Genomic DNA, 14664 nt, shown 5'->3' on the forward strand with positions numbered 1-14664 from the left:
TCATTGCGAATTCGCAATGAAAGCGTCCTTCATAGCACTTGAGCGAGTTGTCAGCAGGGAGCTTCGCGGGCGGCCTTCAGCAGCGCCTGGTCGATCACCGGGGCGCCGCCGCCCGCGGACTGCTCACCGCCGCCGCTGCCCTGCTGCGCCTTCGACCACTTCGTGAGCTGGTCGAGGACCTGTCGGGCCTCCGCCTTCGGGCGGATGTCGCCGAGCAGAGTGCCGGTGGTGAGCGTGACCGAAGCGTCCTTGCGGTTGTCCTTGACCAGTTCGGCGCACGGGACCACCAGGCTCAGCGTGCGGGCCGCGGCGGCGCCGTTCTCGCCGAAGCGGATCTGGCCGCGGCACTTGGCTTCGGTGTTCTTGTAGGCCGGGTCGACGTCCGGTTCGACGATCTGGGAGAAGCCGAGTTCCCTGAGCGTGCTGGTGACGATGCCGCCCTGGCCGCGGACCTGGGATCCATTGAGCACCTGGACGGCGACCTTGTCCGGCGGCACCGGCGCGCGGTCGTCGAGCCCGTTGTGCGCCAGCGGCGTGTAGGTGACACCTTCCTGCGGTACGGGCGGCGGATCGCAGCGAACCCTGGCATCGATGTCGGACTTGCTCGCGACGACGTTCACCCAGACGATCACCGCGCCGAGCGCCATCACCCCGATGACGATGAGCGCGGGCAGCGGCTTGCGCTTGCGATACGGCCTCGCCCCGCGGTCCCCGATGCCGTTCCCCGACGCCACCTGCCAGTCCCTTCCCCAAAGCCCGGATCCCCGGACGGTGCTTCATCTCACCATCGTGTCCGATCAGCCTATGCGTTGCGGCGAAGGCGATCGGCGCGGGCCTCCGGATAGCACCACGCGATGGCCACTCCGGGCAAGCAGCCGGGCCCAAGGGGTGAGGTACCCGACGCGGGGGCAACCCATTCGGACGACAAGCGTCTTGACAGCAAGGTTCCCCCTGTTGGGTGACGTAATCCCGGCAATGTCTGACTCGTTGCAGAGCCGGTATCAGCGTGAGCTACCCTTCGCGGGCTCAGGCGGCAGTAAGAGGCACAAAAGAGAGACCTCGCTCACTGCCCAGCCGGGCACAAACAGGGGCGCTGGAACGTTAACCAGCGGCACGAAGGACTCACGAGCCGCGGGCTCGCGGGTCCGGGCCATCTGACATCGAAAGCATCGCAGGGGTGAGGGACTAATGGCGACCGACTACGACGCTCCGCGCCGCAGCGAAGCCGACGAGCTGGCCGAAGACTCGTTGGAAGAGCTGAAGGCAAGGCGTAACGAAAACCAGTCCGGCGTCGTGGACGTCGACGAGGACGCGACCGCCGAGAACTTCGAGCTGCCGGGCGCGGACCTCTCCGGACTTTCCGGTGAGGACCTGACCGTCAAGGTCGTGCCCAAGCAGGCCGACGAGTTCACCTGCTCCGTCTGCTTCCTGGTGCACCACCGCAGCAGGCTGGCCGAGGAGAGTGGCGGACGGCTCATCTGCCGCGACTGCGCCTGAGCCTACGGGCACAGGGGACGGCGCGACAGGGGTTTCGGGGTTTGAAACAGGAATAAAGGGGGTCGGCCCCGGTGGCCGGCCCCCTTTCCTGTGCTCAGGATTTCTCGGCGGGGTGGCGGAGCAGTGCGGCCACCTTCTCCGGATGCCGGGTGCTGAACAGCCAGTACGGCGTCGGGTCGTCGGGGTCGGTGAGCCAGACCCGCACGACCGGGCCGACCCAGCCCCGGTGCAGCACGAAGGCCGCCGGATCGGCGTCGCGGCCGAGCGCCTTGCGCTTCGCTTCCTTGTCGATGACGTCGACGTCGCCGACGAACTTGAGCGGCAGGTGCGCGTCGCGCAGCCACAGCTCCGGCTCGGCGCCGCCGGTCACCCGGACGCGAGACCGGCCGAGCGAGATCATCAGCGCGATCACCGCGGGGATCAGGACCACGTACGGCAGCCACCCGCGCAGCCCGGGATAGCCCATGTCGATCTCAGCCGCCAGCAGCCCGCCGCCCAGCAGCGGCAACGGCCAGCCCCACCACGGGACGTAGAGCCGCTCTGAATGCTTGACGGCGCCGCCTTCGGCCGTGTTCACGCTTTCACCCACGCCTTCAGGGTAGTCTCGCCGCCCGTGTCCACCGTTCAGGTACTGCTTTCCCGGATCGATCCTTCGGTCCCCCTTCCCGCCTACGCGCGCCCCGGTGACGCGGGCGCCGACCTCGTCACCACCTCGGATCTCGTGCTCGCGCCCGGTGAACGCGGCGTGGTCGGCACGGGTATCGCGATCGCGCTGCCGCCCGGATACGCGGGCTTCGTCCACCCGCGCTCGGGTCTCGCCGCCCGCGTCGGCCTCTCGGTCGTCAACACCCCGGGCACGATCGACTCCGGGTACCGCGGTGAGATCCGCGTCTGCCTGATCAACCATGATCTCTCCGAGAAGGTCGTGCTCACCCGCGGCGACCGGATCGCGCAACTGGTCGTGCAACGGGTCGAACAGGCCGAGTTCGTCGAGGTCGCCGAACTCGAGCCGTCCGAGCGCGGCGAGGGAGGGTATGGCTCCACGGGCGGACACGCCACACTGGGAGCCGGAGCCAGGGAAGGAACGGAGAACTAGTGGGGATTTTCGGACGCAAGCGCGCGAAGCCGAGCGGACGGCACGCCGCGCCCGAGGTCGAGGAGCGTCCCGACAGCGCTGCCGCCGAGGACGCCGACGAGGAGATCGAGGCGCAGCTGTCGGAGACCTCCGACGGTCCCTTCGACCTCGCCGACGCACCCGAGGACGGCATCCCGCGGATCGACCTCGGTTCGGTGAAGGTGCCGGTGCCCGACGGTTCCCAGGTCCAGGTCGAGATGGACCCGGAGAGCGGCGGTGTCCGCGCGGTGCACGTCGTCACCGAGCAGGGCCAGATCACCGTCAGCGGTTACGCGGCGCCTCGGTCCGGCGGCCTGTGGAAGGACGTCAGCACCGAGCTCACCGAGCAGTTGCGTGCCGACGGCGCCAAGGTCTCGGTCGGCATGGGGGAGTGGGGGCTGGAGCTGTCCGCGATCGTCGGTGACGTCGCGCTGCGGTTCGTCGGGGTCGACGGCCCGCGCTGGATGCTCCGCGGCGTCATCGCCGGGCCGCAGTCGCAGGCGTCGCAGGCGCCCGCCGTACTGCGGGAGATCGTGCGGCACACCATCGTCGACCGCGGTGACGCGCCGATGCCGGTCCGCACCCCGCTGACCATCACGCTGCCCGACGCCGTCGCGCAGCACATCGCCGAGCAGAGTGGTTAGATCGCGCGCTGACGTAAACGTGCCGAAGGGGCGCCGTTCGTACCCGACTCACGTTGGGTGCGGAGGGCGCCCCTTCATCACGTTTCCGTGGGCCTTCGGCCCGAAAGAGGGCGCGCGACGGGTGAAGTCTCCGTCGGGCGCGGAGCGCCCTTGGGGAGACCGTGAGGTGCTGTCCGCCCGGGTCGGGAAATCTGGGCGGCGTGGCTAGTGGGTCCGGGCTTTCAACCAGGCCAGCACGGTCGCCCGGCCCAGTGACTCCCGGTCCGCGCCGAGGGCGGTGAGCGTCGACTCGCCGACCTCGGCGCGCGGCAGGGCCTCCGCCCAGGCGCGGGCGACCTCCGCCGGATGGATCGGGTCGTCCACGCAGGCGCCGATCCCCGCGGGCACGTCGAGGCCCTTCAGGTCCTCCAGAGACGGGGCGGGATGGCCCGCCGCCGTCCGCAGGCTCGCCGCCAGTCCGTCGCCGTGCCGCCGCCACGCGCGGCCGAGTTCCGCCGAAAGCCACACCGGGACGCCGTCAGAGGATTTCGCCAGCGCGCCGTCGACCCCGTTTTCGGCCACCAGATCCGCTGACAGCCGCGCGGCGAGCGACGCGGGTGCTCGTCCGGCCGGGCCGTTCCAGGCCGGGAGCGCGGCCAGCAGGCCGGTGCAGTGGGCCGGATTCCGCGCCGCCCACTCCACCGACAGGTGCGCGCCGAACGAGATGCCGCCGACGAGCAGCGGACCGTGCTCGGCGGCCAGCCTGTCCAGCTCCTCGAGATAGCCGTCGGCGAGCCGGTCGCCGGGAGGCGGCGGCGGGGCGATCAACCGGATGCCGAGCGCCCGCAGCGGACCGGCGAACACGGCGCGCACGAACACTTCGTCGGACCCGGTGCCGGGGAGTACTACTGCCGTCGTAGGCGGAATAGCGGAGGTCACGTTGCGATCTTCTCCCAAACCCGTTGTCCTGGTCCGAGCACAGTTACGCTGGATTACGCACGGGCCGTTCAAGTCGGGGGCCCCGGAGCACAGGAGCACCGTTATGTCCGCCAAAGACGGCGGCTACTTCAGCCGGCTGGTCCGCAAGCTGACCAGCGACGTCGAGGATCTCGACGCCGACGATCTGTCCGAAAAATCCGAGGCCGGCGGAGCGCAGCGAGCGTGCGACTGCCGGTCGGGTCAAGAGGTGACGGTGCTCGGGAGACTCCGCAGCGTGGAGCTCTGCCCGACCAACGAGGCCGCGACGCTGCAGGCCGAGCTGTTCGACGGCACGCAGGGTGTGACGCTAATCTGGCTCGGACGCCGCCGGATCCCCGGGATCGAACCCGGGCGAACCATCAAGGTGCGCGGCCGGATGGCCGAACGTGATGGTCAGAAGGTGCTGTACAACCCCTATTACGAACTTCAGAGCCCTGTGAGTTGATCCCGCATCGTGACTGAACCCGTCGGCGGCGAAGAGAAGACCGAAGACAAGAAGCCCCAGCCCAGCCTGTTGGAACAGATGGGCGGGCTGTCCGGACTGTTCTATTCCTCGCTGCCGGTCATCGTGTTCGTGATCGCGAACGCGATCTTCGGGCTCACGGTGGGGATCTGGGCCGCGGTGGGCAGCGCGGTGGCGATCACCGTGCTGCGGATCGTGCGCAAGGAGCCCCTGCAGCCCGCGATCTCCGGGTTCTTCGGGGTGGCGATCGCGGCGTTCATCGCCTACCGGACCGGATCGGCCAAGGGTTTCTTCCTGTTCGGCATCTGGACGAGCCTGGTCTACTGCGGCGTCTTCGTACTGTCGATCGTCGTCCGCTGGCCGCTCGCCGGCGTGGTGTGGAACGCGCTCAACGGCAGCGGCCACGCCTGGCGCAAGGACAAGAAGTCGCTGATCGCGTATTCGATCGCGACCGGCGTCATGGCGCTGATCTTCGGCGCCCGGTTCGTCGTGCAGCGCTGGTTGTACGACGAGGACTACACCGGCTGGCTGGCCTTCGCGAAGATCGCGATGGGCTACCCGCTGTACGCGCTCGGTCTGCTCACGGTCGTCTGGGCGGTGCGGCGGTCGGACAAGCACCTCAAGGCGCTGGCCGAAGAGGCCCCGCGCGAAGAGACCGACGAAGAGGTCGAGGCGCGCCTGCGCGCGAAGTACGCGCAGGCGCCCGCCGTCGACAACTGATATCCCCGCTTTTAGTATCCCAGCGCGGTCCGGATCTCCGGTTCCACGTCCGAGGTCGCCACGAAGAGCAGCTCGTCGCCCGGCTCCAGCGGGTCCTCGGGCTGCGGCACGATCACGCGGTCCCCGCGCAGGATCGTCACCAGCGCCGCGTCACGCGGCAGGTTGATCTCGCTGACCGCCTTGCCCGCCAGCGGGGTCTCCTCCGGCAGGGTGAGTTCGACGAGGTTCGCCTGGCTCTGCCGGAACGTCATCAGCCGCACCAGATCGCCGACGCTCACCGCCTCCTCGACCATCGCCGCGAGCATCCGCGGGGTCGACACGGCGACGTCGACGCCCCAGGCGTCGTTGAACAGCCACTCGTTGGCCGGGTTGTTCACCCGTGCCACCACCCGGCGCACCGCGAACTCGGTCTTCGCCAGCAGAGAGACCACGAGGTTCGCCTTGTCGTCGCCCGTCGCGGCGATCACGACGTCGCACTCCTCGATCCCGGACTCCTCCAGGATCGACACCTCGCACGCGTCGCCCAGCACCCAATCCGCCTGCTCGACGGTGTGCGGCTCGAACTGGTCGGCCTCACGTTCGATGAGCATCACCTGGTGGCGCCCGTCGATCAGCTCCGCGGCGATCGACCGGCCCACCGCGCCGGCCCCGGCAATCGCGACCCGCATCAGTTCTCCTCTTCCGGTTCGCGAGCGGCGACGGTGGTCACGTCGCTGACAGTGCCCGATTTCGCGGCGACGTACACGACGTCGTCGGCCTGGATCACGGCCTTGGTGTCGGGCAGCACGGCGGTGCCGAACCGCATCATGAACGCGACCCGCGCGCCGGTGGTGTCCTGCAGTTCGCGCACGCTGCGCCCGACCCAGCCCTCGTGCAGCGGGAGTTGCAGGAGCGCCACGCTGCCGGACGGGTCCCGCCACACCGAGGCGACGCCGTCGGGGAGCAGGGTGCGCAGGAACCGGTCGGTCGTCCACGGCACGGTCGCCACGGTCGGGATGCCGAGCCGTTCGTAGACCGCCGCGCGCTTGTGGTCGTAGATCCTGGCGACGACCTTGTCGATGCCGAAGTTCTCCCTGGCCACCCGCGCCGAGATGATGTTGGAGTTGTCGCCGCTGGACACCGCCGCGAAGGCCCCCGCGCGTTCGATCCCGGCCTCGATCAGCACCTGCCGGTCGAAGCCGACGCCGACCACCTGCTGACCGTGGAAATCACTGCCGAGCCGCCGGAACGCCTGCTGGGTCTTGTCGATGATGGCGACCTCGTGCCCCAGCCGCTCCAGCGCCGCGGCAAGGGATGCGCCGACCCGGCCGCATCCCATGATCACCACGTGCACGCACTGCCTCCTTAATCAGCGAACGTTTCACCCGTCCGCAGGTACCCAGACACACCAGGGCCGAACCTACCGTGAGCGCCGCCCGTTACTCCACCGTCCTCCCCGCCGCCACCCTCAACGGAGACGCTGCGCGCCGCAGCTAGTCTTTCCCGGTGTCGAAGTTCCCGACCGTAGTGAAGCGGCTCGTCCTCGGACGTCCATTCCGGAGTGACCGCCTCTCGCATACGCTGCTGCCGAAGCGCATCGCGCTGCCGATTTTCGCGTCCGACGCGTTGTCGAGCGTCGCCTACGCGCCTGAGGAGATCTTTCTGACCCTCAGTGTCGCCGGTTTGTCCGCGTACGCGTTCGCGCCGTGGATCGGCGTCGCCGTCGCGCTCGTCATGCTGGTCGTGGTCGCGTCCTACCGGCAGAACGTGCACGCCTATCCCAGCGGCGGCGGTGACTACGAGGTCGCCAATACCAATCTCGGCGGCAAGTTCGGGCTCACCGTCGCCAGCGCGCTGCTGGTCGACTACGTGCTCACCGTGGCGGTGTCGACGTCGTCCGGTGTGGCGAACATCGGTTCCGCCATTCCCTGGGTGGCGCAGCACAAGGTGATCGCCGCGGTCATCATCGTGGTCGTGCTGACCGCGCTGAATCTGCGCGGAGTGCGCGAATCGGGCAAAGCGTTCGCGATCCCGACCTACGGGTTCATCATCGGCATCCTCGGCATGGTGATCTGGGGCCTGATCGAGGCGGCCTCCGGCGCCGACATGCGGGCGGAGAGCGCGGATTTCCAGCTGCACGAAGAAGCCTCTTTGACCGGTTTCGCCTTTTTCTTCCTGTTGCTGCGCACGTTCTCCTCCGGTGCGGCGGCGCTGACCGGGGTCGAGGCGATCAGCAACGGTGTCCCGGCGTTCCAGAAACCGAAATCGAAGAACGCGGCGACCACGCTGCTGATGATGGGGGTGCTCGCGGTGACGATGCTGGTCGGCATCATCACGCTGGCGATCATCACCGACGTCAAATTCGCCGAGCACCCGGAGACGCAGCTCACCGGCACGCCGGCGGGCTACGAGCAGAAGACGATCGTCGCGCAGATCGCGCAGGCGGTGTTCGCCGACTTCACCCCCGCGTTCTACTACATCTCCTTCGCCACCGGCATCATCCTGCTGCTGGCCGCGAACACGGCGTTCAACGGTTTCCCGGTGCTCGGCTCGATCCTCGCGCAGGACCGTTACCTGCCACGTCAGCTGCACACCCGAGGTGACCGGCTGGCCTTCTCCAACGGCATCCTGTTCCTGTCGGCGTTCGCCCTGGTGCTGATCATCGCGTTCGACGCCGAGGTCACGAAGCTCATCCAGCTCTACATCGTGGGCGTGTTCGTCTCCTTCACGATCAGCCAAGCGGGCATGATCCGGCACTGGAACCGGTTGCTGGCGAGGGAAACCGATCCGGTGGTGCGGCGGCGGATGCGGCGTTCGCAGACGGTCAACGCGATCGGCCTCACCATGACCGGCACCGTGCTGATCATCGTGCTGGTCACGAAGTTCCTGCTCGGCGCGTGGATCGCGATCGCGGCGATGGTGGCGATCTACGTCCTGATGACCGCGATCCGGAAGCATTACGACCGGGTCGCGGAGGAATTGCGCGAGATGGACCGCAAGCCGACCGTATTGCCTTCGCGCAACCACGCGATCGTGCTGATTTCGAAACTGCACCTGCCGACTCTGCGCGCGCTCTCCTACGCCAAGGCCGTGCGGCCGGACGTCCTCGAAGCCGTCACGGTGAACGTCGACGACGTCGAGACCCGCAAACTCGTCCAGGAATGGGACGACCACAATTTCAAGGTTCCGCTGAAGGTGATCGAATCGCCGTATCGCGAGATCACGAAGCCGGTGCTCGACTACGTGAAGCGCGTCCGCGGCGACAACCCGCGCAACGTGGTGACCGTGTTCATCCCCGAGTACGTGGTCGGGCATTGGTGGGAGCAGGTCCTGCACAACCAGAGCGCGCTGCGCCTCAAGGGACGGCTGCTGTTCCAGCCCGGCGTCATGGTGACGAGCGTGCCATGGCAGCTCGAATCGTCGGAAAAGGCGATCAAACGCGACCGCAAGGCCCGTCCGGCGGCCGGAGACGTGCGGCGCGGGTTCTCCCCGGTCGTCAAGCAACCCGAAACGAAAAAGGACAAAGCAGAATGAGTGTGGACGCGTCGACCGGCACCTGGCTCGGACGAACGATCGAGCTGGAGGTCGGCGCGGTCGCGCACGGCGGGCACTGCGTCGCGCGGGCGGAGGGGCGAGTCGTCTTCGTGCGGCACGCGCTGCCCGGCGAGCGGGTCCTGGCATCGGTCACCGAGGACAAGGGCGGGTCGTTCTGCCGCGCCGACGCCGTCGAGGTCCTTGAGGCGTCGCCGGAACGCGTCGAGCCGCCGTGCCCGCTCGCGGCGCCGGGGGAGTGCGGCGGCTGCGACTGGCAGCACGCCACGCCCGGCCATCAGCGTGAGCTCAAGGCCGCCGTGGTCATGGAGCAGCTGAAGAGGCTGGCCGGAATCGACCGCGAGGTCGTCGTCGAAGCTCTCGACGGTGGCCCGCTGGACTGGCGCGGCCGCGTCCGGCTCGTCGCGGGCAAGGACGGCAGGGCGGGTTTCCGGGCGCATCACAGTCATCGCGTGATCGCGATCGACGACTGCCCGATCACCGTCCCCGGCGCGCTCGACGACGTCGTGTCGCGGAAGTGGCGCCCCGGCAGCGAAATCGAGGTCACCAAGGACGACGAGGGACAGGTGCACCTTCGCGACCTCTCGACGGTCCACGGGAAGACCCGTTCGCGGCAGCTGGCCGGTGGTATCGCCGTGCAGCACGCCGCGGGCCGCGACTGGCGCCTGGACGCCCACGGCTTCTGGCAGGTCCACCCGGCCGCCGCGGACGCGCTCGCCGCCGTCGTCGCGGAATGGGCGGAGGCGCCGCGTGACGGCGTGGCGTGGGACCTGTACGCCGGTGTCGGCCTCTTCGCGTCGGTGCTCGCCGAGCAGGTCGGCCCGCGCGGGCGCGTCCTGGCCGTCGAGTCCGGCCGCCGTGCCGTCGCCGACGGCGAGGAGAACCTGGCCGACCTCCCGCAGGTCCGCTGGCGCTCCGGCCGGGTCGAGCACCTGCTGGCCGACGCCCCGAAACCGGTCGACGTCGTCGTCCTCGACCCGCCGCGCAAGGGTGCGGGCAAAGCCGTCGTCGATTCCATCGCGGAGGGTTCGCCCGACCGGATCGTCTATGTGGCGTGCGACCCCGCTGCCTTGGCGCGAGACATCGCGCTGTTCGCCGAGCACGGATACGGGCTGGTGGATCTGCGCGCTTTCGACGCTTTCCCGATGACGCATCACGTCGAATGCGTTGCGTTGCTGCAATAATTCGGTATTTGTAATCCGTCGGAATGGATCGGCTTCGTTCTGCTTGTCCTGGTGTCGGCGTGCTCGCTAACTTGAGCCTCGTGTTCACGAGGTAATGCGGATACTTCGGGCACTTCGACTTCGACGCGAACGGATTCCGAATCATGGGTTATCTAACTTCGGTATGTGGTGATTGCGACGGGAAAGGCTGTGCCGGCTGCGACGGTCACGGCACGATCACCATTGTGGAGGACTGACCGAGTGGAACCGTTGATGCTTCCTCCCGGTGTCACCGCTCAGGAAGTCAGCTACCGCAATGGCCGGAAACAAGTCATCTACACGGCGCCTTATCCGTCCGAAGGGCCGGTGCTCGTGCGGGATGGGATGGGCAGGCAGGCATGGATGTTCATGTACGCCCACTTCGTTTTCACCTGGGTGGAAGGAGCGGTCCGCGTCCAGGTCAGTCACGGAACCCTGAGCGGGCCGAAAATGCCTCTGTGGTCCGGAATCGGAATCCCCGCCTATTGGTCGGCGCCGGCGCTGGCCGAGTTCGGCAAGGCGTGGGCGCTGGAGCAGATGACCGGTAGCCGAGGCACCCCGGCCGTTGTTTCCGTTTGAGACCGCGCGACCGGGCTCCGCCGCGAGTTGTCCGCCCAATCACGCGAGTTCGCCATTCAATCACGTGTGTCGTCCGTCCAATCACGCGCAACCGCCAGTTCGGCGCAGGTGCTCGTGAGTGGTCAGCGCTTCAGCGTAAAAGCGAAGTCCCCGGACACTTTGCCGGTCAACCGCACCCCCGAGACCACCTTCCCCGCATCGATCAGCCTCTCGACCTCGCCCCGCGAAAGACCGCACCCTTCGGCGATCAGCCGCACCGGCCGGATCGGGATCCGGGCCGCGAAGCGAACCGAGACGTCGCGAAAGTCCGGCTCACCCGAGGGGCCGGTGTCGAGGCGCCAGGCGCCCTCCCAATCGAAGATGATGCGGTTCCGGCGCCGCACAGCGGGATTCTGGAGCAGTTCCGCCGCCAGGACGAGGTCGTTCTCGTGTAGCCGGTCCAGCAGGTCAGGCCGCACGGAACGCACGTTCACGCGCTCCAGGATCGTGAGCTTCGCGGTGTCCTCGCATCCGGCGCAGAGCACGAGAAGCCAGACATCGAGGAGTTTGTGGCGGGCGTTGACGCGGAATTTGCCGTTCGCCCGGAAGCGTCCGGACGGGCAAGAGCGGCAACGGCGGAGGACGACAGGCAGGCAGGTGGGAACGACCACCCAGTTTTCGAGCATAGGAAGTACACCCGTTCCAGTGAGAAATCCGCAGCAAAAGGAAGCGCGGCGCCAAAGCGCGACGCGCGACGAAATCAGCGCTCGGGAGGTCTCACAGGGTGTACAACGGCAGGCCCTCGGCTCGACGACGTGGTCCGGCAGCACGGTAATGGCCCGGGAGAGGCCGCTCCACCGGTTTTCCGGGCACGACAGAGGCCCCCTCCAACACGGAGGGGGCCTTCAGCGTGAAGCTAGGAGCGCGCGTCCTCCTTCAGCATGTCCGCGCACCGCTCACCGATCGCCATCGTCGTGATGCACGGGTTCACCGCGACCAGGAACGGCATCGCCGAACCGTCGGCGACCCGCAGGCCTTCGACGCCCCGCACTCGCAGTCGCGCGTCCAGCACGGCCATCGGGTCGTCGTCACCGCCCATTTTCGCGGTGCACGAGGGGTGATAGACCGTGTTGTGCGTCTTGCGCAGGTAGTCCGCGATCTCGTCGTCGGTTTTGACGTCCTTGCCAGGCGCCAGTTCCGTGCCCGCCCATTCGTCCAGCGCGGGCTGCTCGGCGATCTTGCGGGCCAGCTTGATGCCGTAGGTCATCACGCGCATGTCGTGCTCGTCGGTGAAGTACCGCGGGTCCACCTTCGGCTTGTCCCGGTAGTCGCGGCTGCGCAGCCGCACCGTCCCGGTCGACCGTGAGCGGGTGACGTTCGGGGTCAGGCAGAAGCCGTTCTCCGTGGTCGGATACCCCTGCCGGAGGGTGTTCATGTCGAACGGCACCGAGCCGTAGTGGAACATCAGGTCCGGCCGGTCGAGACCTTCCTCGGTGGTGGTGAAGATGCCGATCTCCCACCATTGCGTGGACTCGGTCGTCATCGGCTGCAGCGCGTCCCACTGGATGACGCCTTCGGGGTGATCCTGCAGGTTCTCGCCGACGCCGGGGGAGTCCACCAGAACCTCCACCCCGACCTCGCGCAGGTGTTCGGCGGGGCCGATCCCCGACAGCATCAGGAGTTTCGGGGTGTCGATCGCGCCGGAGGACAGGATGACCTCACGCCGTGCGCGCAGCGGAACGCCGTGGATCAAGTCGTCGGCCAGGTATTCCGCGCCGGTGCAGCGTTTGCCGTCGAACAGCAGCCGCCGGACGCGGGCGCCGGTGATGACCTCCAGGTTCGGCCGCCTGCCGATGATCGGGTGTAGATACGACACCGACGCCGACGAGCGAGTGCCGTCCTCACGCGCGTTGATCTGGAACCAGTTCGCCCCGTGTGTCACGGTCTTGCCCGAGTTGAACTCCGTCCTCGGGATGCCCGCCTGCTCACAGGCCTGCAGCAGCGCGACGCCGGTCGGGTCGTTCGGCGGCACCGAGCGGATGGTCACCGGACCGGAGCGGCCGTGGTGGTCGCCGGGGCCGTCGTTGGTCTCAAGACGCTTGTACAGGGGGAAAATGTCCTTCGAAGACCACCCGGGCAGGCCGAGCGACGCCCATTCGTCGAGATCTTCGGCCGGTGCCCAGAAGGCGATGCACGAGTTGTGCGACGAGCAGCCGCCGAGCACCCGCGCGCGGGCGTGGCGCAGGAAGGAGTTGCCGGACTCCTGCGGTTCGACCAGGTAGTCCCAGTCGTAGCCGGATTCCAGCAGTGCCATCCACTTCGTCAGTTCCAGTACTGCCGGATCGTCCACATCGGACGGTCCGGCTTCCAGGAGCGCCACGGTGACATCCGGGTCTTCCGAGAGTCTCGCCGCGACCACCGAACCCGCCGTCCCGCCGCCGACGACGATGTAGTCGAACTCTCCGGTCACTGTGCTGCCTCCTCGGGACGTGCTTCCGCGGCGTGATCGGCCAGGACGCCGCTCTTGTGCCGCAGGACGAACCAGTAATACGCGAAACCGGCGACCGCCACCGCGCCGACGAACAGCACGGCCCCCCATTCGAGGTACCAGTGATACGGCTCGGTCGCGTTGTAGACCGCACGCCGCGGCCACGCCAGGTTCACCACGATCGCGCCGCCCCACAGCACGCCGAGGATGTTGACCGGCAGCCCCAGTTTGCCGAGCGAAAAGTACTTGGTGCCCTCCGCCTTCGGCGGCGGCCACTGCCCGCGCAGCCGCTTGACCAGCATCGGAACGGTGACCAGCAGGTACGCCAGGTAGATCATGATGATGCCGATACTGGTGATCACCGTGAAGATCTGCGGCTGGCCGACGTTGACCACCAGGATCAGCACCGCGATCACGCCGGACACGATCGCGGGGATCACGGGCGTCTTCGTCTTCGGCGACACCCTCGCCAGATGCTTCCCGGCGGGCAGGTTGTTGTCGCGGCCCATCGCGAACATCATCCGGATCGCCGCCGACTGCACGGCCAGATTGCACACCGTGATGGCGATGACGACCGCCAGCAGGAAGACCGTGCCGATCGTGCTCCCGAGGACGTCGAGCACGATGAACTGCAGGCCGCCCGTGGCGATCTCCGGGTTGTTGATGTCGCCCACGGCCATCAGCGCGAGGATGAGGATCAGCCCGCCGATGACGAACGACGCGATCAGCGCGCGCAGGATCGCCTTGGGCGCGTTCTTGCGCGGGTCGTGCGACTCCTCGCCGAGCGAGCTGGCGGTGTCGAAGCCGTACATGACGTAGGTCGACGCGAGCGAGGCGACCAGGAACGCCCCGAAGTAACCCCACGGCTGGTCGGCGCCGGTGTCGTTGGTCTGCATGACCACCTCGGGGCCCCGCGTGATGTTCACCGCGAGCGCGACGATCAGCAGGACCGCGGCGATCAGTTCGATGAACACCCCGGCGCTGTTGATCCGCGCCATCAGCTTGACGCCCCAGGCGTTCACCAGCGTGGTGAACAGGATCAGGACGGTGCCGAGGATGACCGCGTTCACCGCGCTGTCGCCGGAGAAGGAGAAGAACGACGAGATCTGGGGGAGGGTGATCTGGTAGGCCAGCGCGACCGCGGCGATGCTGACGATCGACGCGGTCAGCATCATCCACCCGGCCAGCCACGCGACGTGCGGGCTGCCGAGCCGTTTCGACCAGTTGTAGATCGAGCCGGCGACCGGATAGTGCGCGGCCAGTTCGGCGAACGACAGCGCGACCATCAGCTGGCCGACGAACACCATCGGCCACGACCACCAGTACGCGGGGCCGCCGAAACTGAAACCGAAGTAGAACAGCTGGAAGGTGCCCGTGAGGATCGAGATGTAGCTGATCCCGGCGGCGAAGGTGTGGAAGTTGCCGAGGGTTCTTTCGAGTTCCTGTTTGTAGCCGAAACCGGCCAGGCCGTCATCGGAAGGAGTGCTCAT

Annotated in this window: 16 protein-coding genes; 8 read left to right on the forward strand and 8 right to left on the reverse strand. The window is 67.8% G+C overall.

The genetic code is table 11. From position 1 onward, the window contains the following. Nucleotides 1-50 precede the first annotated feature (50 nt). Nucleotides 51-734, reverse strand: a complete 684-nt coding sequence (cei, locus tag LCL61_RS01745) for an envelope integrity protein Cei (RefSeq protein WP_340685209.1) — start codon at nt 732-734, stop codon at nt 51-53. A 454-nt stretch (nt 735-1188) separates the two neighbouring features. On the opposite strand from cei, the gene LCL61_RS01750 reads away from it, so the two are divergent. Further along, entirely contained in the window at nt 1189-1497 is a 309-nt protein-coding gene (locus LCL61_RS01750; RefSeq protein WP_005164528.1) for a DUF4193 domain-containing protein, read from the forward strand. Between the two features lie 94 nt (nt 1498-1591). Here LCL61_RS01750 and LCL61_RS01755 read toward each other — a convergent pair whose 3' ends face one another. Continuing rightward, the gene (locus LCL61_RS01755) at nt 1592-2086 is read right to left on the reverse strand and encodes a DUF3093 domain-containing protein (RefSeq protein WP_340685210.1); all 495 of its coding nucleotides are present in this window, start codon (nt 2084-2086) and stop codon (nt 1592-1594) included. Nucleotides 2087-2110: 24 nt separating this feature from the next. Between LCL61_RS01755 and dut the strand changes: the two genes are divergently transcribed. Next, nucleotides 2111-2593: a dUTP diphosphatase gene (gene dut, locus LCL61_RS01760; RefSeq protein WP_340685211.1), complete on the forward strand. Its 483-nt coding sequence runs from the start codon at nt 2111-2113 to the stop codon at nt 2591-2593. After that, nucleotides 2593-3255 carry a DUF3710 domain-containing protein gene (locus LCL61_RS01765; RefSeq protein ID WP_340685212.1) on the forward strand — a complete coding sequence of 221 codons (663 nt, stop codon included), beginning with the start codon at nt 2593-2595 and terminating at the stop codon, nt 3253-3255. The genes dut and LCL61_RS01765 overlap by 1 nt, the downstream gene beginning before the upstream one ends. 204 nt (nt 3256-3459) lie before the next feature. On the opposite strand, the gene LCL61_RS01770 is transcribed toward LCL61_RS01765, so the two are convergent. After that, the gene (locus LCL61_RS01770; protein ID WP_340685213.1) at nt 3460-4173 is read right to left on the reverse strand and encodes an alpha/beta hydrolase; all 714 of its coding nucleotides are present in this window, start codon (nt 4171-4173) and stop codon (nt 3460-3462) included. A gap of 103 nt (nt 4174-4276) precedes the next feature. On the opposite strand from LCL61_RS01770, the gene LCL61_RS01775 reads away from it, so the two are divergent. Together LCL61_RS01775 and LCL61_RS01780 are read left to right on the forward strand one after the other, a co-directional pair. Further along, nucleotides 4277-4657, forward strand: a complete 381-nt coding sequence (locus tag LCL61_RS01775) for an OB-fold nucleic acid binding domain-containing protein (protein ID WP_034316985.1) — start codon at nt 4277-4279, stop codon at nt 4655-4657. 9 nt (nt 4658-4666) lie between these two features. Further along, the gene (locus LCL61_RS01780; protein WP_340685214.1) at nt 4667-5395 is read left to right on the forward strand and encodes a DUF3159 domain-containing protein; all 729 of its coding nucleotides are present in this window, start codon (nt 4667-4669) and stop codon (nt 5393-5395) included. 11 nt (nt 5396-5406) lie between these two features. Here the strand turns inward: LCL61_RS01780 and LCL61_RS01785 are convergent, their stop codons facing one another. Both LCL61_RS01785 and LCL61_RS01790 read right to left on the reverse strand, forming a co-directional pair. Then, nucleotides 5407-6063, reverse strand: coding sequence for a potassium channel family protein (locus LCL61_RS01785; RefSeq protein WP_016332961.1), 657 nt, complete (start codon nt 6061-6063; stop codon nt 5407-5409). Further along, a complete protein-coding gene (locus LCL61_RS01790) occupies nt 6063-6728 on the reverse strand; it encodes a TrkA family potassium uptake protein (protein WP_340685215.1) in 666 nt (221 codons plus the stop codon). Before LCL61_RS01790 ends, LCL61_RS01785 begins: the two co-directional genes overlap by 1 nt. A gap of 152 nt (nt 6729-6880) precedes the next feature. Here LCL61_RS01790 and LCL61_RS01795 point away from each other — a divergent pair, with 152 nt between their 5' ends. The 3 genes from LCL61_RS01795 to LCL61_RS01805 all read left to right on the forward strand — a co-directional run bounded on the left by LCL61_RS01795 (nt 6881) and on the right by LCL61_RS01805 (nt 10707). Then, nucleotides 6881-8908, forward strand: a complete 2028-nt coding sequence (locus LCL61_RS01795) for an APC family permease (protein ID WP_340685216.1) — start codon at nt 6881-6883, stop codon at nt 8906-8908. Next, nucleotides 8905-10110: a class I SAM-dependent RNA methyltransferase gene (locus LCL61_RS01800; RefSeq protein ID WP_340685217.1), complete on the forward strand. Its 1206-nt coding sequence runs from the start codon at nt 8905-8907 to the stop codon at nt 10108-10110. The genes LCL61_RS01795 and LCL61_RS01800 overlap by 4 nt, the downstream gene beginning before the upstream one ends. Nucleotides 10111-10362: 252 nt before the next feature. Further along, nucleotides 10363-10707, forward strand: a complete 345-nt coding sequence (locus LCL61_RS01805; protein WP_340685218.1) for a hypothetical protein — start codon at nt 10363-10365, stop codon at nt 10705-10707. A 122-nt stretch (nt 10708-10829) separates the two neighbouring features. On the opposite strand, the gene LCL61_RS01810 is transcribed toward LCL61_RS01805, so the two are convergent. The 3 genes from LCL61_RS01810 to LCL61_RS01820 all read right to left on the reverse strand — a co-directional run bounded on the left by LCL61_RS01810 (nt 10830) and on the right by LCL61_RS01820 (nt 14664). Then, nucleotides 10830-11372 carry a DUF1062 domain-containing protein gene (locus LCL61_RS01810; protein WP_340685219.1) on the reverse strand — a complete coding sequence of 181 codons (543 nt, stop codon included), beginning with the start codon at nt 11370-11372 and terminating at the stop codon, nt 10830-10832. A 230-nt stretch (nt 11373-11602) separates the two neighbouring features. Beyond that, nucleotides 11603-13156, reverse strand: a complete 1554-nt coding sequence (locus LCL61_RS01815) for a GMC family oxidoreductase (RefSeq protein ID WP_340685220.1) — start codon at nt 13154-13156, stop codon at nt 11603-11605. After that, nucleotides 13153-14664 carry an APC family permease gene (locus LCL61_RS01820; protein ID WP_340685221.1) on the reverse strand — a complete coding sequence of 504 codons (1512 nt, stop codon included), beginning with the start codon at nt 14662-14664 and terminating at the stop codon, nt 13153-13155. Before LCL61_RS01820 ends, LCL61_RS01815 begins: the two co-directional genes overlap by 4 nt.

Origin of the sequence: Amycolatopsis coloradensis, assembly GCF_037997115.1 — a bacterium.
GTDB lineage: Bacteria > Actinomycetota > Actinomycetes > Mycobacteriales > Pseudonocardiaceae > Amycolatopsis > Amycolatopsis coloradensis_A.